Origin of the sequence: Bradyrhizobium sp. LB8.2, assembly GCF_040548035.1 — a bacterium.
Taxonomy (GTDB): domain Bacteria; phylum Pseudomonadota; class Alphaproteobacteria; order Rhizobiales; family Xanthobacteraceae; genus Bradyrhizobium.
In genome coordinates this window covers 35811-59030 of sequence record NZ_JBEPQV010000040.1, presented here as the reverse complement: position 1 = coordinate 59030, position 23220 = coordinate 35811, and the positions used below count along the sequence as shown (strand labels likewise).

Here is a 23220-nt window from a genome sequence, read left to right as displayed (position 1 = left end):
GTCTTCAGCCGTCACCTCCGGACGAAAGCTCAGGCCTTTGAAAGCTCAAACTTGCGCGTTCAATGCCGGCCGCGACCCGCCCGTAGCCCAATCGAGAAGCTCAATCGTGTGTACGACCGGAACTGACGTGCCACTGGCAATCTGCACCATGCAGCCGATATTGCCTGTGGCAATCATGTCCGGCTTGACGCTCGCGATGTTGGCGACCTTGCGATCGCGCAACCGGCCCGCAAGCTCGGGCTGGAGAATGTTGTAGGTCCCCGCCGAACCGCAACACAAATGGCTCTCCGGCACATCTTTCACCACGAATCCATTCTTGGAAAGCAATTCTTTCGGAAGGCCCGTGATTTTCTGCCCGTGCTGCAGCGAACACGCTGAGTGATAGGCGACGACGATGTTGTCCTGTCGCGCGGTGGCCGCGAGTCCGAGGCCGGCGACGTATTCGGTGATGTCCTTGGCGAGTGCGGAGACCATCGCCGCATCGGCGGCAAACGCAGCGTCCTCTCGCAGAAGATAGCCGTAGTCCTTGATCACGGTGCCGCATCCGGACGCCGTCACCAGGATGGCGTCGAGCCCCTCGCCGGCCGCTTCCGCACGCCACGCCGCGATATTGGCGCGAGCCCGGGCCAGTGCGTCCTGGTCGTTACCAAGGTGATGGGTCAGCGCGCCGCAGCACTGCTCGTCCCTGACAAGGACGACCTCGATGCCGTGGCGCGTGAGGAGACTGATGGCGGCCTGATTGATGCGCGGCGCCAGCACCTGCTGGGCGCAGCCCTGGAGCAGCGCGACCCGGCCACGCTTCTTGCCGAGCGCTGCGAACACACTGCCGGCGGCGGGCCCCGGCGGCGGCAGCCGGTTCGGCGCCAGTGCCAGCATCGCCTTGAGGCGTTGGATCAGGCCGGGCGTGGCCGATGGCCGGGGCGTCGGCAGGAGCACCGCCAGCGGGCGGGCTAGCCGCGCCAGCACCATGCTCACGCGGAAACGCCGCGGGTCCGGCAGGACGAAGGCCAGCAACCGGCGCAGCAGCCGCTCCGTCAGCGGCCGCTCATAGCGCTGCTCGATCCTGACCCGGGCCTGGTCGACAAGGTGCATGTAATTGACTCCCGAGGGGCAGGTCGTCATGCAGGACAGGCACGACAGGCAGCGGTCGACATGCTTGACCACTTCGGCCGTCGGCGTCAGGTCCTTCTCCAGCATCTCCTTGATCAGATAGATGCGGCCGCGCGGGCTATCGAGCTCGTCGCCAAGCAGCACATAGGTCGGACAGGTCGCGGTGCAGAAGCCGCAATGAACGCAGGCGCGCAGGATCTTGTCGGCTTCCGCGATGTCGGGGTCGGCGAGCTGCGCGAGTGAGAATTCGGTCTTCATGCCGTAGCGCCCCGCGTCAGCCGGCCCCGGTTGAGGATGGTCTTCGGATCGAAACTCGCGCGGACTCGTTCGCTCAACGCGACAATGCCAACGGCTTGCGGATGGAACACGTCGACACCGCGCCTGATGTCCTCAGCCGCCCGGATCAGCGTGGCGTGCCCGCCGACCGCATTCGTACGTTCGCGCACGGCCGGAGCGTGGGCGTCCGACTTCGGTGGCAACGCCGCCCAGATCAGTCCGCCGCCCCAATCGTAGATCACGTCGCCGCCGGTCTCGCGCGCCAGCAGCGTCCCGAGCGCTGCGCCCGACGCCGGCGGACAGACGATCCGCCAGACCGGCCAGGCCCCCAGCGCGCCACTGGCAGCGAACGGCAGGACGTCCCGGATCGTGGCCCACAGCGCCGAGGACGCGACGTCCTCGACCAGCGTCGCGGTTCCGAACGGGGCCAGCAATTCGCGCAGCGAGCCAGCTCGGTGGGCGGCGGAGGCAGTAATGCCTTCGAGCCGCAGCATGGTCAGCGCCTCGCCCTGGCCCGCGATATCGCCGAGACCTTCGGTCCTGGTCCGGAACGCCGATTTTGGCAGGTGCGCGGCACCGGAAACGTCAAAGGGCGAGCCGAGCGCCGCGGTCATCGCCTTGTTGGCGGCGGCATCGTCGAGCCCGCGCAGCAGCAGCGTCCGCTCGGCCTCCGGCTTCGGCATCACCTTCAGCGTGACCTCGGTCATGACCGACAGCGTGCCCCAGGAACCGGCGAGAAGCTTGCAGAGGTCGTAGCCGGTGACGTTCTTCACCACCTTGCCGCCGGTCTTGAAGCTGTCGCCGAAACCGGAGACGGCATGCGCCCCGAGCAGATGGTCGCGCGCCCCGCCCGCCCTGATCCGGCGCGGACCGGCCAAGCCAGCCGCGATCATGCCACCAATGGTGCCGAGCGCGGGCGTGCCGAGCAGCGGCGCCGTGTTCATCGGCTCGAAGGCGAATTGCTGGTTCTTGGCATCGATCAGCGACAGCACGTCGGCCAGCGGCGCCCCGGCCTGGAGCGTGACAATGAGTTCGTTGGGTTCGTAGGCGGTGATGGCATTCAGCGCGGAGACGTCGAGCACGGCGTTGGTCGCCATCGCATGACCGATGCTGCGCTTGCTGCCATGACCGATGATCTCGAGCGGCTGCTCATTGGCAATCGCCGCGCGCACCACCTCTTCGACGTCTTTGGCGTCTCTAACCCTGAGCGTATCCACGACTGAGCCGGTATCGAAGTTTGCAGCGGAAATCAAATTTGGCGCGTTGCAGCGAGCCGACGCTAGAACCGCGGGATGTCCGGAAACGCCAGCTTGCCGGCGTGGACATGCATGCGGCCGAGCTCGGCGCAGCGGTGCAGGGTCGGAAACACCTTTCCGGGATTGAGCAGGCCCTGCGCGTCGAAGGCGCATTTCAGGCGCTGCTGCTGGTTGAGGTCGATCTCGCTGAACATCTCCGGCATCAGATCGCGCTTCTCGATGCCGACGCCGTGCTCGCCGGTGAGCACGCCGCCGAACTCGACGCAGGCGCGCAGGATGTCGGCGCCGAAGGCTTCGGCGCGCTCGATCTCGCCGGGCTTGTTGGCGTCATAGAGGATTAGCGGATGCAGATTGCCGTCGCCGGCATGGAACACATTGGCGCAACCGAGCTGATATTTTTCCGATAGCTCGCGGATGCGCGCCAGCGCCTTCGGCAGCGCACCGCGCGGGATGGTGCCATCCATGCAGAGATAGTCGGGGGAGATGCGGCCGACGGCGGGGAACGCAGCTTTCCGGCCGGCCCAGAATAGATTGCGCTCGGCCTCCGACGTCGAGATCTGGCAGGTGGTCGAGCCGCAAGCATTCGCAATCGTCTCGACGCGCGTGATCAGTTCGTCGACCTCGATCCTGGGACCGTCGAGCTCGATGATGAGGAGCGCCTCGACATCGAGCGGATAGCCGGCGTGGACGAAGGCCTCCGCGGCGTGGATCGCAGGCTTGTCCATCATCTCCATGCCGCCGGGAATGATGCCCGCGCCGATGATGCGCGCCACGCATTCGCCGGCCGCCTCGACTTGCGCGAACCCGACCATCAGCGCGCGCGCCGTCTCCGGTTTTTGCAGGATGCGCACCGTGATCTCGGTGATGACGCCCAGCAGCCCTTCCGAGCCGGTGATGACGCCCATCAGATCGTAGCCGGTGTTCTCCGCCGACTTGCCGCCGATGCGCAGGATCTCGCCGCTCATCAGCACGATCTCGCAGCCGAGCACGTTGTTGGTGGTCATGCCGTATTTCAGGCAGTGCACGCCGCCGGAATTCTCCGCGACATTGCCGCCGATCGAGCAGGCGATCTGCGAGGACGGATCCGGCGCGTAGTAGAACCCGGCATGGGCGACGGCCTGGCTGATCGCGAGGTTGGTGACGCCGGGTTCGGTGACGACTGCGCGGTTGTCGAAATCGATCTCGCGGATGCGCTTGAATTTACCGAGGCCCAGGAGCACACCGTCTTCCAGCGGCAGCGCGCCGCCGGACAGTGAGGTGCCGGAACCGCGCGGCACCACCTTGATGCCCTGCCCTGCACAATATTTCAGGACGAGCGAAACCTGCTCGGTCGTGTCGGGCAGCACCACGACCATCGGCGGCTGCCGATAGGCCGTCAGCCCGTCGGATTCATAGGCCCGCATCTCGGCGGCGCTGTCGATCACGCCTTCGCCTGGGACGATTGCGCGCAATGCAGCCACGATCTCAGCGCGGCGCGCGAGCACGGCCTGGTCGCTCGCAGGCATCATGATGGCCATATCACATCCTTCATGGCGTATCCTTCCGGCTGACGCCGCATGATCGATTTGTCGCGACAAATCAACCACGTCCGCGGTGGTTTGGGTAGGCCATCCGAAAGTCGGATCGACGATCTTGCGCGAGTTCGCTCTGGGACAAGTAGGAAATCGTGAAACCTGTCATGGTTTGGCGGCTTGTCCAAGCCGGGCAGGCCTGCCAAAACCGGCAGGTCCGACGATTGCCGATCAGGCAAGTAACTGACCAGACCCCAGGGAAGAGACGAAGAGCACCCGATGACAAAACTGATTTTTGGCGCACTGACCATTCTCACCGCGATTGCCACCGCACCTGCCGCGATGGCGCAGGATGCCGCGGCCGGCAAGTCGTCGTTCAACAAATGCCTGGCCTGCCACGCGATCGGCGAAGGCGCCAAGAACAAGGTCGGCCCCGAGCTCAACGGCCTCGACGGCCGCAAGTCCGGCACGGCGCCGGACTACAATTACTCCGACGCGAACAAGAATTCCGGCATCACCTGGAACGAGGCGCTGTTCAAGGAATACATCAAGGACCCGAAGGCCAAGATCCCCGGCACCAAGATGGCGTTCGCCGGCATCAAGAATGAGACCGAGATCAACAATCTCTGGACCTATGTGTCGCAGTTCGACAAGGACGGGAAGATCAAGCAGTAAGCGCGCGAACGACGGCGTCCTCGCCGCCAAATCCAGGGCATTTTCCTGAAAGAAGCCCCGCCGGCTATGAGCATTGCCATTGTACCACTATGTGGTACAATGCCTCAATCGGCGGGGCTTGTTGATGATCTCGAGTTTCCGTGACGAATGGCTGCGCGCCTTCTTCGTTGACGACGTCAGATCGAGACGGATCCCGCCGATATCGAGGACAGACCTTTTCGCAAGCTTCAGATGCTCGACGACGCGACGTCGGATCAGGACCTTCGGGTGCCCCCAAGCAATCATTTCGAGAAGCTGCGCGGCAATCTGGCGGGACTGCATTCGATCCGCATCAACAGGCAATGGCGGCTGGTCTTTCGATGGTCCAGCAGCCGGGGCGAGGCCGAAGAAGTCTATTTGGACGATCACAGCTACAGATAGGCAGACCGCATGCTGATGACCAAGCGCAAGCCTGCAACGGTCGGGCAAATTCTAACCGAAGAGTTCATGGATCCCTTTGGCCTGACTCAGGGAGCACTCGCTGAGGCCATGGGCGTGCAGCGCAAGCACGTCAACGAGCTTTGCAACGATCGCCGGAACGTGACCGCGGCAACGGCCCTCATTCTCGCGCGCGTCTTTGGGAATAGTCCCGATTTCTGGCTGAACGTTCAGCGCCGCACAGATCTTTGGGAAGCAATGAATTCGCCGAGTGAGCGCAAGCGGATCGAGCGTGCCAAGCCTCTCGCGGAGAAGGCTGTCTAGCCGCTTACCGCGTTTACGGAAGCTATTTTCCCGATCATCGTCTCGATCTCGGTCTTCACGAGATCCGGCACCGCGTTCTGCACCATGTGGCCAAGATCAGGCAGCACGATCAGCTTCGCATTCTGGACAGTCGCGGCGAACGGGCGCGCGTGGATGTTGGTCTTCACCGTCTTGTCGGGTTCGCCGGCGATGATCGTGACCGGCGCCGATATCTCGCCGTAGCGGGCGACTTGCGCGGCGACCGCTTCCTTCAGCGTCACCAGATCATAGGCATTGGCGATGAACTCGCGCGGGCGCAGCAGCAGTGGCGTCGCGGAGTCATGCACGAAACCATCCGGCATCGTCTGTGGCAGGAAGACGCTGCGCGCGCCGGGCTCGCTCAGGAAATAGCCCAGCGGCAGGGTTATGGTGTAGGCGAGCAGCGGGCCGATCACGGGCGTTGCGATGATCTCGTTGTAACGCCCGACGCCGCCGCGCCAGGGATGGGTGACGGGCGCGAGCATCAGGAGGCCCGCAACGCGGGCGGGATGATCGAGAGCCAACCGCGCGCCGAGCGCGCCGCTCCAGGAATGCACCACGAAAACCGCGCGATCGATCCCGAGCTTGCCGAGCGCCTCATCGATCATCCGCGCCTGGACCTCCGGCGTCGAATCCTGCCGCCGCGCGCGGGTGCTCCAGCCATGGCCGGGACGGTCGATCAGGATGACGTGATGGTTCTTGGCGAGGAGATCGCCGAGCGGCCGCCGCATCGCTTCCAGGTTGGAGCTCGCGCCGTGCAGCATCACGATCGGCAGGTTGAAATCGCGCGGGCCGATATCGACGACGTGAAGCACAGCGCCATCGACCTCGATCATCCGGCCTTGCGGTGGGAAGGCGCGTTGCAGGACGAGGACGCCGGCCTGCGTGACCAGCGCCAGCAGAACCAGCGCGGTCACGACTGACATCACGATCATGGAGAGAATCCGGGCGATCGAGGGCACAGGGCAGTTACGGGGCTTGGGGGCGGCAGTTTCGCCCAGGGAGACCCCGCGCTCCACTTGAAATGCCGGGGCTGTGGATATGTGCATAATTCCAGCGGGAAAAACGCAACGAAATCAATGCTACTCCCCCCAGCGCGCAAGCTTCGAAACAGCTTCATGCACTCGTCACCGCGGCTTCCATATAATCGCCACGGTCGGTTCCGCCATCTAGACGCGGGTGGGCGCCGATCCTGCTCGCAACCCCAGGGGATGCGGGAAAGACCGGCAGGATTTGTCCTGATTTGAACCGGAGAATTTCGATGAGTTTGAGATCCAAAGACACTCCGATCGACGAGATCGTGGCAAGCTGCAACGGCGACCTGCGCGGTGCCGTGCGCGCGCTGCTGCTGATCAACGAGCACCTCGAGACGGAGCTTGCAAAGGCCTACGCCGCAGCGGTCGATCACGGCCTCGCCGAGCGCGAAGGCAGCGTTTTGCACTAGGTCGCTGTCGACCTAGTTCGTGCTGTCCTCGTCCTTTTGCTCGTCTAATGTGAGCGCGGGACAAGCGCGGATCGTCGAACGGGCAAGCTTGGCATCGGCCTTGGACTTGTAGGGGCCGTCACCGAACCAGACGTCGCCGATGATCACTGGATTACTGGTGACGATGCTGCATTTTCCGGTGGCGTTGTTGCCGACCACCCAGAACAGCCCGTCGGCGAGGCTCATCGTCCCCGACGCCAGCAGCAATATACCTGCAAAGATCAAACGCTTCATGGCTGTGCTCCCGCCGTGAAGGTAGGCCTGCGGCGGTGTCACCCATACCCCTCGTAACGCGGCGCGTGTCATCGTGGTTAATCCGCCTGCGCCGAATTCGCTCGAGCAATGATCGACTTGTCCGCTAAATATCGCGGCCTTCGACCTTCTCGGTTAGCGCCTTGACCTGATCGGGGATCTTCTCGAGATGCGGATTGACGGCGAGCGCCTTGCGGTAGGCCTCGAGCGCGCGCTTCTCGTCGCCGACCTCCTGCATGATCATGCCGAGGCCTGCGAGCGCGCCGAAATGGCGGGGCTCGCGGATCAGCACCTCGCGGATGTCGGCGAGCGAGCGGCCATAGTCGTTCTGCATGTAATAGAGCGTCGCGCGCCGGTTCCAGGCCTCGATGTAGTCGGGCCTGAGCTTGACGACCGAATCCAGCAGCTTGATCGCGACCTCGATCTTCTTTGCGTCGACCGCGGTCTTGGCCCGCGCCATCAGCAGCGCCGCGGTGTCGCTCGGGGTCTGGATCCAGATCGCCCAGATCCGTGCCTCGACATGCTTGGCGCTGGCATCGTCGGGCGCAGCTTTCAGCGCGCCGAACAGGAAATCGAGATTCTTGGTGCGGTCGACCTTGGGCAGCTTGGCCGGCGCTTCCGGAAGCTTTTTCTGCTTGCCGGGCGGGGCCGGCGGATCAATCTGCTGTGCCAGCGCCGGAGCGAGGCCGGCGGCTCCCAGTACAAGAGCCAGACAAAGGGTGCGCGCGAAGAGGAATCTCACTGCCATGATCGAAGTGTAAACGCGCAAAGCCGCCCTTGCATAGCAGGGGCGGCGTCAAACTCATGTGAGGCCGTGGTCTTGCGGGGCGCGCGCTCGGGCGTCCGGCAGGGCAATATCAGCCGCCCAGATCAGCCTTGGCGAGCCTTGAAGCGGCGCTGCACCTTGTTGATCACATAAACCCGGCCCTTGCGGCGGACCAGGCGGTTGGCGCGATGGCGACCGCGCAGTGATTTCAGCGAGTTACGGACCTTCATGGCAGAATCCTGAACGTTCGAAAGGCCGTGTTCGGCACTACCGTTTCGGCACGCGCGAATGTGGCAAAATGAGATCTTTCCCGCTGGCGGACGACCGCCCGGGACGGGGCGGTTTCTAAGGCATCGCGGGACTGGATGTCAATGTTAACTGCCATGTTGCGAACCAGCAAATTCTGGAAAACAACCCCGTGCAAAGTAGAAACGGCCGGATCGGCCTCAATCTAGTCGCTTGCCGGCCTCGCTTGCCACGATGCCTTGCCAATTTCGTTATATCATATAATCAATTCGGCAACCCGTCGGGAGGAAACCAATGCCAAAGCTGAAGCTGCCGAACATCGACGACGTCGTCGCCATCGACATCCACACCCATGCCGAGGAGCCCTGCGGCACCCATCCCGACGACGGCTATGACGATTTTCAGGCCCAGATGGCGGATTACTTCAAGTCACCGCACAAGCATCCGCCAACCGTGCCGGAGACCGCGGCCTACTATCGCTCCAAGAATATCGCCGCCGTAATCTTCCCGGTCGACGCCGAGCGCGAGACCGGCTTCCGCCGCTACAAGAATGAGGAGATGCTGGAGATCGCCTCCGACCATCTCGACGTCCTGATCCCCTTCGTCTCCATCGACCCGCACAAGGGCAAGCTCGGCGTCCGCGAGGCGCGCAAGCTGATCGAGGAATACGGGGTGCGCGGCTTCAAATTCCACCCGACCATGCAGGGCTTCTACGCCAACGACCGCATGGCCTATCCGCTCTACGAAGAGATCAACAATGGCGGCGCGATCGCGCTGTTCCACACCGGCCAGACCGGCGTCGGATCGGGCATGCCCGGCGGCATGGGCATGCGGCTGAAATTTTCCAACCCGATGTACATGGACGACGTCGCGGCTGACTTCCCGAACCTCAAGATCATCCTCGCCCACCCATCCTTCCCGTGGCAGGAAGAGGCGCTGTCGGTCGCGACCCACAAGCCGAACGTCTATATCGACCTGTCCGGCTGGTCGCCGAAATATTTCCCGCCGATCCTGGTCCGCTACATCAACTCGATCCTGCAGGACAAGATGCTGTTCGGCTCGGACTGGCCGGTGATCACGCCGGACCGCTGGCTGTCGGACTTCGCCAAGATCGACATCCGCGACGACATCCGGCCGAAGGTGTTGAAGGCCAACGCCCGCAAGCTGCTAGGGATCTAGGCGCGTATTCGTCAGCGCATTGATGGCTTCGACGCTGCTATCGAAGCCCTCACGCTCAGGCCCTCAAGGCCTCAGACGGCGGATGGCGGCCTTGGCGCGGTGAATCCGATGGCCGCGTTGCGTGCGATCAATTCACGCGACGAGGTCCCCGAAGCATATGCTCACCTCCGGACCGGCTCACACTTCGGCAAGATCGTTGTAAAGCTTTAGAAGCCGAGGCCCCAAATTCGCGTTTCCCCCTTGGATCGATACAGCTGCGCCGAGTATAGTCCATGCGCCCGCAGCGATCCGGAGGATCGGTCAATTGAGCCTGAAAGCCGTTATCTTCGACGCCTACGGAACGCTTTACGACATCCAGTCGGTCGCGGAGACAACCGAGGATGCGTTTCCGGGCTACGGCGAGATCATCACGCAGATCTGGCGCATCAAGCAGCTCGAATACACCTGGTTGCGCTCGCTGATGCGGCGCTACCAGGATTTTAACGCCGTCACGCGCGACTCGCTTGCCTATACGCTGCGCGTGCTCGGGCTCGCCTATGAAAGCGATGCGTTCGAGCGGGTGATCGAGAAATACCTGCATCTCGATCTCTATCCGGATGCGGCAGCCACGCTCGCGGCGCTGAAACCGCGAAAACTCGCGATCCTATCCAATGGCAGTCCGAACATGCTGAGTGCGCTCGTGCGCAATTCCGGGCTCGACGCTCTGCTTGATGCCACGATCAGCGTCGATGCGAAGAAGATCTTCAAGCCGAGCCCGGAAGCTTACATGCTGATCGGCGAGGTACTCGGCACCGCGCCTGACGAGGTGCTGTTCGTCTCCTCCAACCCCTGGGACGTCGCGGGCGCGAAGGCGTTCGGGCTGAACGTCGCCTGGATCGAACGGGTGACACCCGAGGCGATGGCGCTGGCTTGCGTCGAGAATGAACTCGTGGCACCGCTGACGATGTTCAAGGCGATCCGCACCCAGATGGATGAGCTCGGCTTCGCGCCGGACCACCGCGTCCGTTCGCTCTCCGAGCTGCCAAGGATCGCCGAAGGATCGCCCAAGGATCGCCGCCCGCCCGTGAGACCTGAATGAGCCTTCAATCCGTTCGCGATTTCTTCGCTGAGAAAGCCCCCGACATCACCGTCATCGAATCCCCGATCAGCTCGGCGACCGTACCGCTGGCCGCCGAAGCCTATGGCGTCGAGCCCGGAATGATCGCCAAGACGCTGTCGTTGCGGATCGGCGAGCGCGTGCTCCTGATCGTCGCGGCCGGCACCTCACGGATGGACAACAAGAAGGTGAAGGCGGCGTTCGGCGGCAAGCCGAAGATGCTCGGTCTGGAAGAGGTCGCCGAGATCACCGGCCACGAGGTCGGCGGCGTCTGTCCGTTCGGGCTGAAGTCGCCGCTGCCGATTTACTGCGATGTGTCCTTAAAGGCGTTCGACATGGTGGTGCCGGCCGCAGGCTCGACCCATAGCGCGGTGCGCATCACGCCGGACCGCATGGCCGAGCTGACGGCGGCCGAATGGGTCGATGTCTGCGAGGTCAGGCCGTAAGGCAGCTGCGGGATGCCTGATGCATTTGCCAGTCAAGGAGGCTAATGTATGAACCATGCCCGACGATAAGGTAAAACGACGGCTGACCACCGTGCTGTGCGCTGATGTGCACGGCTATTCTCGCCTCATGGAAGCCGACGAGGCGGGAACGCTGGAGACACTCCGCCGCTACCGCACGGCCATTGCGGGATTGGTGGAGCGCCATGACGGGCGGATCGTGAATACCTGGGGTGATGCTGTCATCGCCGAATTCGCCAGCGTCGTCGAGGCCGTGCAATGTGCGGTCGAGATTCAGCAGGAAATTTCCAACCAGGATTCGGACCCACCTCCCCCGATGCGTTTTCGCATCGGCATCAATCTCGGCGATGTGATGGTGGATGGTTCCGATCTTTATGGAGACGGGGTCAATATCGCGGCGCGTCTGCAAGAGCTTGCCGAACCCGGGGGCATCGTGATCTCCAGCTCCACCTATGATCAGGTGCACAACAAATTGTCTGTTGGCTTCGACTGCCTCGGCCAGCGTCCAATGAAAAACATTGCTCCTGTGACCAGTTATCGTGTGACCATGAGCGGCCAAACCGCTCAAGCACGGAGCCTTCCGCCTGGCGAACGCCTGACTTCTCAGGGCGCAATTGCTGGCCCGCAAACTGACGCCGTACACCGCGACCGATACGAGTCATCCACGTGGATGGGCTTCGTTTCAGATGGGCTAGCGAAGCTTCCCCGCCCGGTTGCAGCGGCCCTCACGGTGTCGGCCTTTCTGATTCTGATCAATATTTTCACCGGCATGCACAAGATCTGGTTCCATTGGCCGGTCGCGGCTTTGCTCTTCGGCGCCATCCTGCGGACGGCGCTCCGACATCGACCTGAGTCGGACAGCAAGGGGGAGCGCTGAACGAGGCGGCACCGGCAGCATCTTTGCGCCTACCGCCAACCGCGCTCCGATCGTGCGCTAATCATTGTCATCATCATAAGGCCGCGGCTGCGCTTGCGGAGGTGGTGGCGGCGCATTGTTATAGCGCGGCGGCGCTGCAGCTCGATTGCTCGGGACCTGCTGCTGCGGCTGCATCTGGTTGTTGGACTGGAACACCGCACGGCAGCCGCTGGAAAGCTGTGGTGTGTTCTGCCGCAAGCAGGCCGTGATGCGACTCACGTCCGGGATCTGGTCGCTGCACAGCCGCCACACATCCGGCGTACAGGCCATCTGCTGTTCCATGGTTCCGCGATATTCTTCGGCAGACGCAGCACTATGTGCCACGATGCCGCCGATCGCGATCGCTACACCCAGCACAATCCGCTCTGTCCGCATGTCCCGATCCTTCTTGAGTTTCTTGAATTGTCTTCAATCAATGAGACGCGGGGAGGTTCTGGACCAACAAAAAAACGTGAAAGCGCGATTGGAACTTACTCCACCTTGCCGATCTTCTTCACCGCCGCGATCAGCCGCATGCTGTCGGTGGCGACGAACTCGGCAAACGCCGGTGCGTCCTGATAGGCGACAAGACTGCCCGAGACCTCGAACGACTTGAGCACGTCGGGGCTCGTCATCACCTGCGCCATCGCTTCGCGCAGACGGCTCGCGACCGGCGCAGGAAGAGCATTCTGTGCAAAGAGCCCGGCCCAGATGTACATCTCGACGTCCTTGTAGCCGAGCTCCTGGAACGTCGGAACGGCGGGGAAGCTCGCGATGCGCTGCGCGCCGCAATTGCCGAGCACGCGCAGCTTGCCATCGTCAACCTGCGGCTTCAGCGTGCCGGGCGCGGCCGCAATCGCCTGCACGGTGCCGCTGAGCAGCGCGGTCAGCGCGGGACCTGCGCCGCGGAACGGCACATGCAGCAGCTTGATGCCGGCGCTGTTTGCGAACATCTCCATCGCCACGTGCAGCGTGCCATAGGGCCCGGACGAGCCGTAGGTGATCTGGCCCGGCCGCTTCCTGGCGTCCTCGACAAAATCCTGCGCCGTCTTCCAGGGTGCCGAGGCCGGCACTGCCAGCAGCGTGGGATCGGCCAGCACCCGCGCGATCGGCATGAACTGCGAGACCTCGTAGGCGACGGGACGGTCGAACAGCCGGTCGGCCTCAGGGAGCACCGCGAGCGAGGACAGCGTCATCAGCAGCGTGTAGCCGTCGGGCTCAGCGCGCGCGGCCGCGGCATTGCCGACCGATCCGCCGCCACCGCCGGCGCGGTTGTCGACGATGACCGCCTTGCCGAGGATTCGCTCCAGCGCCTGTGCGACAGGGCGCGCCGCGAGATCCGCCTGGCCTCCGGCCGGAAACGGCACGATCATGGTGACGTTGCGAGCGGGATAGGCTTGCGCGAAAGCCGGGCCCGACAACGCAGGCAACAACGGCAATGCGGCAGCGGCGCGCAGGACATCGCGTCGATCCATGGCAGATTTCCCCCCTGTTTTTCTTGTTTCGCTGCCAGCCTAGCGCGACCGCCCGCAAGAACAAGCCGTGCGGCGGGATTTACGAAGCATTATCCATGTTTCGCCCGGTCAGGAACGCCCCCCTGGACCCACCGTTGCCTCCCAGGGAGTCGAGCGATGAACAGACTTCGAACCATCGACGTGGCGTTGGACGAGATGCTGGTGAATCTCGCCGCTATCGTGTTGCGGCTTTCAAAGCCCGAAATGACGCGAACGCCGCAGGCACGGCGCGCATTGGCGCAATCGGTGCATCAATACGCGGTCTGCGCGAAGCGCTCGAGCGATCCGCGTGTTCATGAATTGAAGTCGCGGCTGGAACAAACGTTGAAGCCGAGCTTGCGAATTATCGCGAAGGATGGCGTGAAGGTGTCGTAGTCAAACTCCGTCGTTGAAGCCGCTCGCTCTACGACGACTTTGCTACGACGACTTTGCTACGACGGCTTTGCCTTTCCGCGCGCCTGCCGCTTGCACGTCCCCGGCAGCTTCGCCGCGAGAAAATCGCCGAGCGCTTCGACACGTGCGGGGCGCGGGCCGCCGGGTGGCGTCACCAGATGAACGGCGCCTTCGGCCTGCTTCCAGTCTTTCAGGATGACTTCGACCTCGCCGGAGGCGATGGCCTCGCCGACGATGAACTCCGGCAGTTCGGCGATGCCGAGACCCGCGATCAGCGCCGGCATCACGGCTTCGCCATTGTTGACGCGAAGCTGTCCGCCCGGACGTACACTGGCCTGTTCGCCGGCCGAATTGGAGTAGTGCCAGACATTCGGCGTCGAGAGGTAGGCGTAGCTGAAGCACTTGTGCTCGGCGAGATGCATGGGATGCGTCGGCCGTCCCTGGCGTTTGAGATAGGACGGCGCCGCCACCGTGAAGCGCGGCATGGTGAACAGCCGTCGCGCGATCAGCGAGGAATCCGGCAACCGCGCGATCCGCACTGCCATGTCGAAGCCTTCGCCGATCAAATCGACGGTCGCATCACTCAGATGCAGATCGACGGAGACTTCCGGATAGGCTTCGAAGAACTCCGGTAGCAACGGCGCCACCGCCTTGATCCCGAACGTCATGGGCACGGCGAGCCGCACCAGCCCGCGAGGCGCTACCGATTGCGCCAGCGCCTCGTTCTCCGCCGCCTCACCGTCGGACAAAAGGCGCGTCGCACGCTCGGCGAGCTTATGCCCGGCATCGGTCAGCGCGAGCCGGCGCGAGGTGCGGTTGAACAGTCGCGCGCCGAGCCGCTCTTCGAGGCGCGTGACCGCCTTGGACACCGTCGCCTTGGACATCGCGAGCTCGCCCGCAGCACCCGCAAACGACCGTAATTCCACGACTTTTGCAAAAATCGCGAGCGCCTCGAAGTCGGGGAGTTTTGCCATGGAACCGGTCCAATTGGGTGATTAACGGAAACAATGCGTTTCAACAGTTTCTATTTCTATACCACAAGCGGAGGCTTATCCAAGGGTCATCAGAAATTCAGGAATGGAGAAATCCAATGACCAAGAAGCTCTCAGGCAAGGTTGCCCTCGTCACCGGCGGCTCGCGCGGTATCGGCGCGGCCTCTGCCCGCGCACTCGCCGATCAAGGTGCGGACGTCGCCATCAGCTATGTCGCGTCACCCGAAAAGGCTGAAGCGGTCGTCACTGAACTGAAGGCAAAGGGCGTCAGGGCCCGCGCCTTCAGGGCGGACCAGGCCTCGGCCAAGGACGTGACGCAGCTCGTCAACGACGTGGCGAAGGAGTTTGGCCATCTCGACATTCTCGTCAACAATGCTGGCGTTGCGAGCGGCGGTGCGATCGACGATGCGAATGCCGACACCGAGGCGCTGGCCCGCCAGGATGCGATCAACGTGCATGGCGTGATCGCGGCGATCCGCGCCGCCTCGCAGTTGATGGGTGAAGGCGGCCGCATCGTCACTGTTGGTTCGATGCTTGCCGACCGCGCCTCGTTCCCGGGCCTTGCCGACTACGTCGCCACCAAGGCGGCCGTCGTCGGCTACACCAAGGGCGCGGCGCGCGACCTCGGCCCGCGCGGCATCACCGTGAATGTGGTGCAGCCCGGCTCGATCGACACCGATATGAATCCGAAGGACGGCGGCGAGTTCGCCGAGACCCAGCGCAAGCAGCACGCGCTGCAGCGCTTCGGCCGCCCCGAGGAGGTGGCGGCCGGCGTCGTCTTCCTCGCAAGCCCGGAAGCCTCCTTCGTCACCGGCACCGTCCTCAACGTCGACGGCGGTTTCGGCGCCTAGGCGCCCCAATATCCCAATATAAGGAATTACGCAGATGATCGAACTCAGACCCTTCGCAAAGCTCGGCGGCGCCGATCACGGCTGGCTCAACGCCAAGCACCATTTCTCCTTCGCGAGTCACTACGACCCCAACAACATGGGTCACGGCGCCTTGCGGGTGTGGAACGACGACGAGATCGCGCCGAACACGGGCTTTCCCGCCCATCCCCACGCCAACATGGAAATCATCACCTATGTGCGCGAGGGCGCGATCACCCATCAGGACAGCCTCGGCAACGAGGGCCGCACTGAAGCGGGCGACGTGCAGGTGATGAGCGCCGGCAGCGGCATCCGACACTCCGAGTACAATCTCGAGCCGACCAAGACACGGATCTTCCAGATCTGGATCGAGCCGACCGCGCGCGGCGGACAACCGACCTGGGGCTCGAAGCCGTTTCCGAAAGGAGACCGCTCGGGCAAGCTCGTCACCATCGCGAGCGGCTTCGAGGGTGACACGGACGCGCTGCCGATCCGCGCCGATGCGCGGGTGCTTGCCACCACGCTGAAAGCCGGCGAGAGCGCGGAATACGAACCGCAAAAGTCGCGGCACCTCTATCTTGTGCCCGCGGCGGGTTCAATCGAGGTCAACGGCGTCCGCGTCAATGCTCGCGACGGCGCCGCGATCCGCGACGAGGACAGATTGAAGATCACGGCTCTGGAAGACACCGAGCTCGTGCTGGTCGACGCGGCGTAAGCGCCACTCATACGGAACACCTCAAATCACCATTCAACGGAGACCATCATGACCAAAGTTCTCGTCCTCTATTACTCCGCCTATGGTCACATCGAAACAATGGCCAACGCCGTTGCCGAAGGCGCGCGCGAAGCCGGCGTCACTGTCGACATCAAGCGCGTGCCCGAACTCGTGCCGGCCGAGGTCGCCAAAGCGTCCTATTACAAGGTCGACCAGGCTGCACCCGTCGCCAAAATCGAAGACCTCGCCAATTACGATGCGATCATCGTCGGCACCGGCACCCGCTTCGGTCGCATGGCCTCGCAGATGGCGAACTTCCTCGACCAGGCCGGCGGGCTCTGGGCCAAGGGCGCGTTGCACGGCAAGGTCGGCGGCGCCTTCACGTCGAGCGCGACCCAGCACGGCGGTCAGGAGACGACGCTGTTCTCGATCATCACCAACCTCCTCCATTTCGGCATGGTCGTGGTCGGCATGAACTACGGCTTCGCCGGCCAGATGAGGCTCGACGAGGTCACCGGCGGCGCGCCCTACGGCGCCACCACGATCACCGGCGGCGACGGCAGCCGCCAGCCCAGCGCCAACGAACTCGCCGGCGCACGCTATCAGGGACGCCAGATCGCGGAGACCGCCAAGAAGCTACATGGCTAGGCTTCACGGCTGATGCGAGGGGGGGCGTCAGCGCCTCCCCTTGCCCATGGCCCGCGCCGCGAGGACGGCGAGCCTGGGGTGACGGCGCAGGCCCTGCGCGGCATGATCGCGCAATGCGAAGGGCATGCCGCGCCAGGACAGCGCGACGCTGACATCGGTCAGCGGCACCGGCTCGGCGCCGAAGCGGCGCTTGTAGTCCTGGTTGCCGATGCTGAGGTCGAAACGGCGCACGCCTTCTGCATGCAGCGCTGCCATGGTGCACTCGGTTACCAGCAGCCCCGGCGAGCAGCTCGACCATGAATTGCTGGCGTGGCTGATGCGCAGGAGAAAATAGGTCGCACCAAACCTGACGCCGAGCGTGGTGGCGACGATGGCCTCGTCGCACACCAGCGCCGAGATGACGGCGTAACCGTCCGCGACACCCTGGCGGGCGATTTCGCGATAGAACTGCGCATGGGTTTCGTCGTTGAGGACGAAGCGCGAGCCGAGCTTTTGCATGCGCGCCTGCTGCTGGACATCCATCACGTCCAGTAGCTCGCGCGCACGCGCGACATCGGTGGCGACCTCGAATCGCGCGCCGCCATGACGGCTGAAGACGCGCCAGCAGCGCGGCATCTGCATGCGCTTGATCGAAGCCTGGTAGTCTTCATAATCGTCGCCGGTCAGCACGAGGTTGCCGTTGAGCGAGCAGGACCCGATCCGGCCGAGCGACGCCAGCGGATTCGGGTTGCCGCCGACATGGGCTGGCATCTTCTTCAGGCGCAGCAGATCGAATCGATCGGGCAATGCGCGCAATGCGTCGATCAGCGCCTTGCCGATCGCATCCGTTGCCGCCGCGTCCAACGCGGCATCGAGCGCCAGGATCGGCGCGTTGTTGTCGGAGACGCCGAAATCCGCGAATTCGACGATGCGGATGCCGCGCCTGAGGTGGCTGATCATCGGCACCACCGCAATGTCCCTGCCGGTCGCGGCATCGGAGATCAATGCAATCAGCGGTGCGAGGTCGTGGAACGCTTTGTACCAGGCGCCGAGCCAATAACCATGCTGAAACGCAGTGCGATGACCGGCGTTCAGGCGCGATGCGGCGTGCCGCCAGTCACGCACGAAATCGACCGCGATTCCCGACGTGCTGGACACAAGACCATTTGGTTGCTCGACGCTGAGGAACGTCATCCGCGGTGCTTACGATTACTGAATGTTTCCAGATAGATTGTGTTTTGTCGCAGACCACAAGCGACGTCACTGCTTATCGTTAAGCCAATGCCACTGCCGCACCGGTTGCGACAAGCTGTCAGGCTTCAGGTTCCTTTTGCGTCACACATTGGAACCTGGCCAGGAAGTGCAGGCCGGCCGCAGCAACAGCGAACATGAACCAGATCGGATTCTGCCGTTCGAGCAGGAAGGTCTCGGTCGCTCCGTAGTACAGGCCGAACAGCCACACGGTCAGGAACAGCTTTGCCAGCGCGCGACTGCGATTGTGTGTCCGGGCCGACTGGAAATTGCCGAGCGGCGCGAGCACGAAGACGAGGATCACGAGCACAAGACCCGGCAGGCCGATGGTGACCGCGAGGTCGAGATAGCTGTTGTGACTGTGCGCCGCGGTCGTCGCCCATTCGGCGCCCTGGGCGGTCTGCCGTGCGGTGACGTCGTCCCAGAAGGCCGCATAGCCGTGGCCGGTGATCGGCTTTTCGGCGACGGCTGCGAGCGCGAACTCCCAGATGGCGGAGCGGCCGGTGAAGGTGGGGTCGAGCGGAAGCAGCCGCGTCATCGCCCCGAGCGTCGGGCTCAAGACACTGCCGACCGTCAGCAAATTCATCACGATCAGCGGCACGAAACAGATGATCCGCTTCAGCCACAAGCTTGGCGTGACGCAGACCAGCGACGCGAGCGCGTAGATCGCTAGGCATAGCACCGAGGACGTCTTGCCGCCGGTGAAGATCAGGAAGATTCCGGCCAGCGCGGCGATCGCCGGGCCCATCACGAACGATCCGACGGCGGACAGGTAAATGCCGACATAAACCAGGATGGTCATCACCGGCGAGGCGATGTTCTTGTGGCCAAAGCTGCCGCGCCAGTCGCCGGCCAGCTGCGGCTCCGTGACGTCGAGTGCGGTGTGGATCGAATATTGCGGCGCGAGGAAGACGCCGAGATAGCAGAGTGCGAGCAGGACGAGCGCGGCGCCACCAAGACACAGGTTGAAGCTGCGCTGCGTCGGCGGCAGCAACGGCAACAGCGCGGCAAGCGACATCACGCTGGCCGCAAGCACGAGGCGCTGAATCGAAACGCCGCGGCTCTCGGAAAAGACGATGTTGATCAACAGCCAGCCTACCAGGCAGAGATGCAGCGGTGTCACCAGGGTCTTCAGCGCGGGCGCATCCGTTGTGGCGACGAACAGCACCGCGACCGCAGCCAACAGGCCCCAGGAGACATAGGTGAGCGCCATCCGTCCGCCGACGACGGTGATGACATCCTCGCTGCGCAGATCCGGAAACGGATCGAGCGTTACCAGCACAAGGAGCAGCGCCGCGACTGCGACGAGGCAACGCCCCGCCCGCACGGCGTTGACCCCCGCAAGCCCATCGCGCAGGACGTAGCCGAACGATCGGGCCTCGACGTCAGTCATGTCAGCGACGCTGCGATCCATGGCTCAAGGCTGCTCGGGAAACTGGGGAAGCTCCAAGTCTTAGCCGATCCCTGTTAAGCATCCGTCAACCAGTACACCGGAGCTCTGCGGCACAGCCTGCTGCCGCACGATGCTCCGCGCGATCTCGTAATATTGCAGCGCGCGCTGTTCCAACGTGAGATTGTCGAGCACGAAGCCGCGCGGATCGAACGTATCAGCGGCGCACCCGGCCCAGAAATCGTCCCAACCCGCCTCGAACCCCGCGACGTCGACGAACTTGGCGCCGCAACGATCGTCCCAATACGGCACCGACGACACAGGCGCGAACTGGACACGATGCGGATAATAATCGGCGTCCCGCCAGGGGCCACGGGGATCCCAGGCGAGCACCGGCACGCCGCAGGACAACGCCTGCTGATAAGCGATGCCCTGGCTCTCGTTCTGGCACAGGAAGATCATCGCACGCGAGCGCGCGAGCGCGGCCTGATAGTCGTCCTCCTTGTAACTGCCGTAACGCAGTTCCGTGAACGAGCGGCCCTCTCTGGTGAGCCGGGCGCGAACCGGCTCGATCAGCTCCGAAGCATAGCGCTCGCGGTCCCAGTTGACCTTGTCGTAGATCAGGACGTCGACGGTCTTTTGCGACGTCAGCGACGGCGCCCAGAGATCCGTGTCGATACCGACCGGCCAGGCCTCCGTTTCGGGCCAATGCGGCCGGTACATGTCGGCGTACCACGGGCCGGGCACCACCACCTTCTTGACCGGCAGGCGCTTGAACAGGTCGGGATCGTCGAGCGGATGATTATGGGCGGCGACGCCGAGCAGGATCGGATTCTTCCACGCAAACTTGTCGAGCAGGAAGGTGCGACCGATGATGCAGGCGAGTTCGTCCGGATGCTGCGCGATGTAGCCATAATCGTTGACGCGATAGCGGATGCCGAGCCGATCGAGCCCCGCACGGAGATTGAGGAACACGCGGAGCTGCCCGCTCATACGCGGCTCGCCGAGCAGCATGCGGCGCGCCATGCGCCGCAGATGCCGGTCGCCGGAAAACCAGCGATCGTCCTTGTCCTCGTAGAAGAGGTTGAGAACCATGTCGTCGGGATCGTAGTCGAATGTCTTTGCGGGCACTGGGTCCATCCGCGGGAAGTTCGGTGCGCATTCTCGCATGGGACCGGCTGTCGCACTCTTCCAAATTTGCCACAGGCTTAATGCCGCCGGCTTAACGCTATTCTACAAAACCAGCGCCGCGCCGGCCTTCGCGGCAACGATTTCACCGGAATGCGAGTATCATTTGCGGCGCCCAAGGTTGCGATCAATCGCATTGCCAATGCGCAGACGCACCCTGGTTAACAGACCCTTAAAGGCGAGCCGTAGCTTGATTACCGCCGAAGAAATTCTCGAACTACCGGCCACATCACGCGTCGCTCCGGCGGCGCGCTTGCCGCTGCAAATCAGCTCCACTACATCGGTGTCCGTCGTCATTCCGGCCAAGAACGTCGCGGCCTATGTCGGCGAAACCCTCGCCAGCGCACTGGCGCAAGCCGAAATCACCGAAGTGATCGTCGTGGACGACGGTTCGACCGACGACACCACGGCCATCGTCCGTGCCATCCGTGACCCGCGGCTGCGCCTGTTGACCAACGACGCCGCCGGCGTATCGGCAGCGCGCAATCTCGGCGCGCGGCATGCGAGCGGCCAATGGCTGCTCTTCCTCGATGCCGACGATCGCCTGCGGCCCGGCGCGGTCGCCGCGCTGCTGGCGGCCGCGCGTGGTGCTCCGCGCGCGGTTCTCGTTTACGGTGACTACAACACGATCGACAGCGACGGACGGCAGATCGGTCGACGGGATCTGCTGAAAGGACGCCGCAAACCGTCCGGTGATGTGCTGGCGCGGCTCGCGGCCGGCAACTTCATCGTCAATGGCGGCATCGCGCTCGCGCGTGCGGAGGCGTTTCGCGCAATCGGCGGCTTCGACGTCTCACTCAGATATTGCGAGGACTGGCACTGCTGGTGCCGTCTTGCCGCGATCGGTGAATTCGAGTTTGCGCCAAACCTTCTGCTCGACTACCGCCTGCACACGGCCAACACCATGAATGCGGCGGCGCGGACGCCGCAGGATTTCTTTCCGGCGATCGCGCGGGTGTTCGACGACGGGCTGATCATGGCGCGACTGCCCGCGGGCATGGCAGCCGGGCTGCGCCAGGCCGCCGAGGTTCATCTCGTCACATATTCGGCGATGCAAGCGGTCCGCTTCGGCAGATATCGCCAGGCCTTCGCCTATCTCGGGATGGTCGGCCGCCGCTCGCTCAAATCGCTGCCACGCGCCGCGGTCAGGGTCGCCCTCGCCTGCTTCGGCATCTAATCCCTCACTCCGGGCGTCAGGATACGATCTTCGAGGCTTCATAGGGCTTCGGCTCGATGCCGAACGCCGCAAGCATGGAGCCGAGCGCGACCAGCGCGGGATGCATCGCGACGACGGGCTTTGACGTCACGAGCAGGCGAACGGATCGGACCAGCGACAGCGGCAACCTCCCGAGCATCTGCGCAAACACCCGCGCCCGCGCTCCCGCGCCCTGCGCGGCCTTCGACTGCACACGATAATTGATTGCACCGATACGCAGACCACGCTTGGCGATCCAGCCGGGGCTGGTGCGGTTTTGCGGCACCGTCTCGGAGATGACTGCCTCCGCAGTCCAGTGAAACGTCATGCCGGCATCGCGGCATCGCACGAAGAAATCGCAATCGCCACCGCCGAGGAAGTTGAAGCGCAGGTCGAAGGCGGGACGGTCGAACCGCTTGAACGCCGCGCGCGTAATCAGGCAATTGCCGCAGCCATAGATCAGCGGCACCGCGCCGCTGTAATCATAGGCGGGGCAGAAGGCGGGATGGCGCGAAAGCCAGGGCTTGCTGTCGTCTTCGAAGACCGGCAGCACCGGCCCGCCGACAACATCGGCGCCGGTCGCATCCGCGGTGCGAACCATCAGTTCGAGCCAGTCGGGCGAAGCGATCTCGTCGTCGTCGATCATCAGGAAGCGGGTCGCGGCGGGAAACAACGCCTGCGCCGTCTCGAACGCGGCGTTGATCGCCTGGACGTTGCCTTGCCGTTTTTCGACCAGGCAGACGCCCTGGAGCCTTCCGCCGGCGAGATACTCCGCGGCCACCGGTGCGCTTTCGCGCCGTACTGCGTCGTTCTCGACCATGACGACGGCGAAGGAGCGCGGGGTACGCTGGCTGACGAGCGAGTCCAGCGTCAGCCGCAGATGCTGCGGACGGCGGAAGCAGGGGATGCAGACGACGATGCCGACCGACAGGTCGATAATTCGGGAGCTCGCCGCGATCTCCCGGTTGGGATCGCGCACGGCATCCGAGATACGCGCGGCGGACAAGTCTGTCGGGATCAATGTCATGACGTTCTAGATGTCCGATATAGATTGAAAAAGCCCTGCTTCGATCCCGCGGATCGGCGCCGTTTCGCAACGGCACAGCGCCGCGGCACAG

Annotated in this window: 26 protein-coding genes and 1 pseudogene; 13 read left to right on the top strand and 14 right to left on the bottom strand. The window is 63.7% G+C overall.

All coding sequences use genetic code 11. The features are described 5' to 3' along the window. Positions 1-45: 45 nt before the first annotated feature. The 3 genes from glcF to ABIB06_RS34200 form a co-directional block, all read right to left on the bottom strand. A complete protein-coding gene (glcF, locus tag ABIB06_RS34210; protein ID WP_247446210.1) occupies positions 46-1368 on the bottom strand; it encodes a glycolate oxidase subunit GlcF in 1323 nt (440 codons plus the stop codon). Then, the gene (locus tag ABIB06_RS34205) at positions 1365-2603 is read right to left on the bottom strand and encodes an FAD-binding protein (protein ID WP_354052234.1); all 1239 of its coding nucleotides are present in this window, start codon (positions 2601-2603) and stop codon (positions 1365-1367) included. The genes glcF and ABIB06_RS34205 overlap by 4 nt, the downstream gene beginning before the upstream one ends. A gap of 62 nt (positions 2604-2665) precedes the next feature. Then, positions 2666-4159, bottom strand: coding sequence for an FAD-linked oxidase C-terminal domain-containing protein (locus ABIB06_RS34200; protein WP_354052235.1), 1494 nt, complete (start codon positions 4157-4159; stop codon positions 2666-2668). 273 nt (positions 4160-4432) lie between these two features. Between ABIB06_RS34200 and cycA the strand changes: the two genes are divergently transcribed. From cycA to ABIB06_RS34185, 3 genes and pseudogenes are all read left to right on the top strand, one after another. Then, positions 4433-4828, top strand: coding sequence for a cytochrome c-550 CycA (cycA, locus tag ABIB06_RS34195; RefSeq protein WP_279667333.1), 396 nt, complete (start codon positions 4433-4435; stop codon positions 4826-4828). Between the two features lie 124 nt (positions 4829-4952). Then, a pseudogene (locus ABIB06_RS34190) lies at positions 4953-5248 on the top strand (type II toxin-antitoxin system RelE/ParE family toxin). Positions 5249-5257: 9 nt separating this feature from the next. Beyond that, positions 5258-5569, top strand: a complete 312-nt coding sequence (locus ABIB06_RS34185; RefSeq protein ID WP_354052237.1) for a HigA family addiction module antitoxin — start codon at positions 5258-5260, stop codon at positions 5567-5569. Here the strand turns inward: ABIB06_RS34185 and ABIB06_RS34180 are convergent. Continuing rightward, positions 5566-6522 carry an alpha/beta fold hydrolase gene (locus ABIB06_RS34180; protein ID WP_354052239.1) on the bottom strand — a complete coding sequence of 319 codons (957 nt, stop codon included), beginning with the start codon at positions 6520-6522 and terminating at the stop codon, positions 5566-5568. The two genes, ABIB06_RS34185 and ABIB06_RS34180, sit on opposite strands and share 4 nt — an antisense overlap. A gap of 326 nt (positions 6523-6848) precedes the next feature. Here ABIB06_RS34180 and ABIB06_RS34175 point away from each other — a divergent pair, with 326 nt between their 5' ends. Next, a complete protein-coding gene (locus ABIB06_RS34175) occupies positions 6849-7031 on the top strand; it encodes a hypothetical protein (protein WP_247343677.1) in 183 nt (60 codons plus the stop codon). 12 nt (positions 7032-7043) lie between these two features. Here the strand turns inward: ABIB06_RS34175 and ABIB06_RS34170 are convergent, their stop codons facing one another. The 3 genes from ABIB06_RS34170 to ykgO form a co-directional block, all read right to left on the bottom strand. Then, positions 7044-7304, bottom strand: a complete 261-nt coding sequence (locus ABIB06_RS34170; protein WP_247339810.1) for a hypothetical protein — start codon at positions 7302-7304, stop codon at positions 7044-7046. Between the two features lie 124 nt (positions 7305-7428). Further along, complete coding sequence (locus ABIB06_RS34165) at positions 7429-8070, bottom strand: tetratricopeptide repeat protein (RefSeq protein ID WP_354052241.1); 642 nt, start codon at positions 8068-8070, stop codon at positions 7429-7431. A gap of 122 nt (positions 8071-8192) precedes the next feature. Continuing rightward, a complete protein-coding gene (gene ykgO, locus ABIB06_RS34160) occupies positions 8193-8318 on the bottom strand; it encodes a type B 50S ribosomal protein L36 (RefSeq protein WP_006611362.1) in 126 nt (41 codons plus the stop codon). 310 nt (positions 8319-8628) lie between these two features. Here ykgO and ABIB06_RS34155 point away from each other — a divergent pair, with 310 nt between their 5' ends. From ABIB06_RS34155 to ABIB06_RS34140, 4 genes are all read left to right on the top strand, one after another. Continuing rightward, the gene (locus ABIB06_RS34155) at positions 8629-9513 is read left to right on the top strand and encodes an amidohydrolase family protein (RefSeq protein ID WP_354052243.1); all 885 of its coding nucleotides are present in this window, start codon (positions 8629-8631) and stop codon (positions 9511-9513) included. Positions 9514-9817: 304 nt separating this feature from the next. Continuing rightward, positions 9818-10591, top strand: coding sequence for a haloacid dehalogenase type II (locus tag ABIB06_RS34150; protein ID WP_354052245.1), 774 nt, complete (start codon positions 9818-9820; stop codon positions 10589-10591). Further along, a complete protein-coding gene (locus ABIB06_RS34145; RefSeq protein ID WP_247339806.1) occupies positions 10588-11055 on the top strand; it encodes a YbaK/EbsC family protein in 468 nt (155 codons plus the stop codon). The genes ABIB06_RS34150 and ABIB06_RS34145 overlap by 4 nt, the downstream gene beginning before the upstream one ends. A 55-nt stretch (positions 11056-11110) precedes the next feature. Next, positions 11111-11950 carry an adenylate/guanylate cyclase domain-containing protein gene (locus ABIB06_RS34140; protein WP_354052247.1) on the top strand — a complete coding sequence of 280 codons (840 nt, stop codon included), beginning with the start codon at positions 11111-11113 and terminating at the stop codon, positions 11948-11950. 57 nt (positions 11951-12007) lie between these two features. On the opposite strand, the gene ABIB06_RS34135 is transcribed toward ABIB06_RS34140, so the two are convergent. Together ABIB06_RS34135 and ABIB06_RS34130 are read right to left on the bottom strand one after the other, a co-directional pair. Continuing rightward, a complete protein-coding gene (locus ABIB06_RS34135; protein WP_354052249.1) occupies positions 12008-12364 on the bottom strand; it encodes a hypothetical protein in 357 nt (118 codons plus the stop codon). Positions 12365-12459: 95 nt separating this feature from the next. Then, positions 12460-13443 (bottom strand): tripartite tricarboxylate transporter substrate binding protein, encoded by a 984-nt coding sequence (locus tag ABIB06_RS34130; protein ID WP_354052251.1) that lies wholly within the window; start codon positions 13441-13443, stop codon positions 12460-12462. Between the two features lie 156 nt (positions 13444-13599). Here ABIB06_RS34130 and ABIB06_RS34125 point away from each other — a divergent pair, with 156 nt between their 5' ends. After that, positions 13600-13857 carry a hypothetical protein gene (locus ABIB06_RS34125; RefSeq protein ID WP_354052253.1) on the top strand — a complete coding sequence of 86 codons (258 nt, stop codon included), beginning with the start codon at positions 13600-13602 and terminating at the stop codon, positions 13855-13857. A gap of 56 nt (positions 13858-13913) precedes the next feature. On the opposite strand, the gene ABIB06_RS34120 is transcribed toward ABIB06_RS34125, so the two are convergent. After that, positions 13914-14849, bottom strand: coding sequence for a LysR family transcriptional regulator (locus ABIB06_RS34120; protein WP_354052255.1), 936 nt, complete (start codon positions 14847-14849; stop codon positions 13914-13916). Between the two features lie 116 nt (positions 14850-14965). Between ABIB06_RS34120 and ABIB06_RS34115 the strand changes: the two genes are divergently transcribed. Genes ABIB06_RS34115 through wrbA form a run of 3 tightly spaced genes read left to right on the top strand, consistent with a single transcriptional unit; the run spans position 14966 to position 17099 of the window. Next, positions 14966-15718, top strand: a complete 753-nt coding sequence (locus ABIB06_RS34115; RefSeq protein WP_354052257.1) for an SDR family NAD(P)-dependent oxidoreductase — start codon at positions 14966-14968, stop codon at positions 15716-15718. Between the two features lie 34 nt (positions 15719-15752). Further along, positions 15753-16451 carry a pirin family protein gene (locus tag ABIB06_RS34110; RefSeq protein ID WP_354052259.1) on the top strand — a complete coding sequence of 233 codons (699 nt, stop codon included), beginning with the start codon at positions 15753-15755 and terminating at the stop codon, positions 16449-16451. A 48-nt stretch (positions 16452-16499) separates the two neighbouring features. After that, positions 16500-17099, top strand: a complete 600-nt coding sequence (gene wrbA, locus ABIB06_RS34105) for an NAD(P)H:quinone oxidoreductase (protein ID WP_354052260.1) — start codon at positions 16500-16502, stop codon at positions 17097-17099. 27 nt (positions 17100-17126) lie between these two features. Here wrbA and ABIB06_RS34100 read toward each other — a convergent pair whose 3' ends face one another. From ABIB06_RS34100 to ABIB06_RS34090, 3 genes are all read right to left on the bottom strand, one after another. Continuing rightward, positions 17127-18272, bottom strand: a complete 1146-nt coding sequence (locus ABIB06_RS34100) for a GNAT family N-acetyltransferase (protein ID WP_354052262.1) — start codon at positions 18270-18272, stop codon at positions 17127-17129. A gap of 118 nt (positions 18273-18390) precedes the next feature. Beyond that, on the bottom strand, positions 18391-19743 hold the full coding sequence (locus ABIB06_RS34095; RefSeq protein ID WP_354052263.1) for an O-antigen ligase family protein: 1353 nt from the start codon (positions 19741-19743) through the stop codon (positions 18391-18393). 39 nt (positions 19744-19782) lie between these two features. Continuing rightward, positions 19783-20850 carry a glycosyltransferase gene (locus tag ABIB06_RS34090; protein WP_354052265.1) on the bottom strand — a complete coding sequence of 356 codons (1068 nt, stop codon included), beginning with the start codon at positions 20848-20850 and terminating at the stop codon, positions 19783-19785. Positions 20851-21097: 247 nt separating this feature from the next. Here ABIB06_RS34090 and ABIB06_RS34085 point away from each other — a divergent pair, with 247 nt between their 5' ends. Then, positions 21098-22084 carry a glycosyltransferase gene (locus ABIB06_RS34085; protein ID WP_354052266.1) on the top strand — a complete coding sequence of 329 codons (987 nt, stop codon included), beginning with the start codon at positions 21098-21100 and terminating at the stop codon, positions 22082-22084. 16 nt (positions 22085-22100) lie between these two features. Here ABIB06_RS34085 and ABIB06_RS34080 read toward each other — a convergent pair whose 3' ends face one another. After that, complete coding sequence (locus ABIB06_RS34080) at positions 22101-23129, bottom strand: glycosyltransferase family 2 protein (protein ID WP_354052268.1); 1029 nt, start codon at positions 23127-23129, stop codon at positions 22101-22103. Between the last annotated feature and the right edge of the window lie 91 nt (positions 23130-23220).

Excerpts from the sequence above, each read along its gene's own strand:
- glcF (WP_247446210.1), bottom strand. The coding sequence starts at position 1,368 with ATGAAGACCGAATTCTCACTCGCGCAGCTCGCCGACCCCGACATCGCG.
- ABIB06_RS34200 (WP_354052235.1), bottom strand. The coding sequence starts at position 4,159 with ATGGCCATCATGATGCCTGCGAGCGACCAGGCCGTGCTCGCGCGCCGC.
- cycA (WP_279667333.1), top strand. The coding sequence starts at position 4,433 with ATGACAAAACTGATTTTTGGCGCACTGACCATTCTCACCGCGATTGCC.
- ABIB06_RS34185 (WP_354052237.1), top strand. The coding sequence starts at position 5,258 with ATGCTGATGACCAAGCGCAAGCCTGCAACGGTCGGGCAAATTCTAACC.
- ABIB06_RS34180 (WP_354052239.1), bottom strand. The coding sequence starts at position 6,522 with ATGATCGTGATGTCAGTCGTGACCGCGCTGGTTCTGCTGGCGCTGGTC.
- ABIB06_RS34175 (WP_247343677.1), top strand. The coding sequence starts at position 6,849 with ATGAGTTTGAGATCCAAAGACACTCCGATCGACGAGATCGTGGCAAGC.
- ABIB06_RS34170 (WP_247339810.1), bottom strand. The coding sequence starts at position 7,304 with ATGAAGCGTTTGATCTTTGCAGGTATATTGCTGCTGGCGTCGGGGACG.
- ABIB06_RS34165 (WP_354052241.1), bottom strand. The coding sequence starts at position 8,070 with ATGGCAGTGAGATTCCTCTTCGCGCGCACCCTTTGTCTGGCTCTTGTA.
- ykgO (WP_006611362.1), bottom strand. The coding sequence starts at position 8,318 with ATGAAGGTCCGTAACTCGCTGAAATCACTGCGCGGTCGCCATCGCGCC.
- ABIB06_RS34155 (WP_354052243.1), top strand. The coding sequence starts at position 8,629 with ATGCCAAAGCTGAAGCTGCCGAACATCGACGACGTCGTCGCCATCGAC.
- ABIB06_RS34145 (WP_247339806.1), top strand. The coding sequence starts at position 10,588 with ATGAGCCTTCAATCCGTTCGCGATTTCTTCGCTGAGAAAGCCCCCGAC.
- ABIB06_RS34140 (WP_354052247.1), top strand. The coding sequence starts at position 11,111 with ATGCCCGACGATAAGGTAAAACGACGGCTGACCACCGTGCTGTGCGCT.
- ABIB06_RS34135 (WP_354052249.1), bottom strand. The coding sequence starts at position 12,364 with ATGCGGACAGAGCGGATTGTGCTGGGTGTAGCGATCGCGATCGGCGGC.
- ABIB06_RS34130 (WP_354052251.1), bottom strand. The coding sequence starts at position 13,443 with ATGGATCGACGCGATGTCCTGCGCGCCGCTGCCGCATTGCCGTTGTTG.
- ABIB06_RS34125 (WP_354052253.1), top strand. The coding sequence starts at position 13,600 with ATGAACAGACTTCGAACCATCGACGTGGCGTTGGACGAGATGCTGGTG.
- ABIB06_RS34120 (WP_354052255.1), bottom strand. The coding sequence starts at position 14,849 with ATGGCAAAACTCCCCGACTTCGAGGCGCTCGCGATTTTTGCAAAAGTC.
- ABIB06_RS34115 (WP_354052257.1), top strand. The coding sequence starts at position 14,966 with ATGACCAAGAAGCTCTCAGGCAAGGTTGCCCTCGTCACCGGCGGCTCG.
- ABIB06_RS34110 (WP_354052259.1), top strand. The coding sequence starts at position 15,753 with ATGATCGAACTCAGACCCTTCGCAAAGCTCGGCGGCGCCGATCACGGC.
- wrbA (WP_354052260.1), top strand. The coding sequence starts at position 16,500 with ATGACCAAAGTTCTCGTCCTCTATTACTCCGCCTATGGTCACATCGAA.
- ABIB06_RS34100 (WP_354052262.1), bottom strand. The coding sequence starts at position 18,272 with ATGACGTTCCTCAGCGTCGAGCAACCAAATGGTCTTGTGTCCAGCACG.
- ABIB06_RS34095 (WP_354052263.1), bottom strand. The coding sequence starts at position 19,743 with ATGGATCGCAGCGTCGCTGACATGACTGACGTCGAGGCCCGATCGTTC.
- ABIB06_RS34080 (WP_354052268.1), bottom strand. The coding sequence starts at position 23,129 with ATGACATTGATCCCGACAGACTTGTCCGCCGCGCGTATCTCGGATGCC.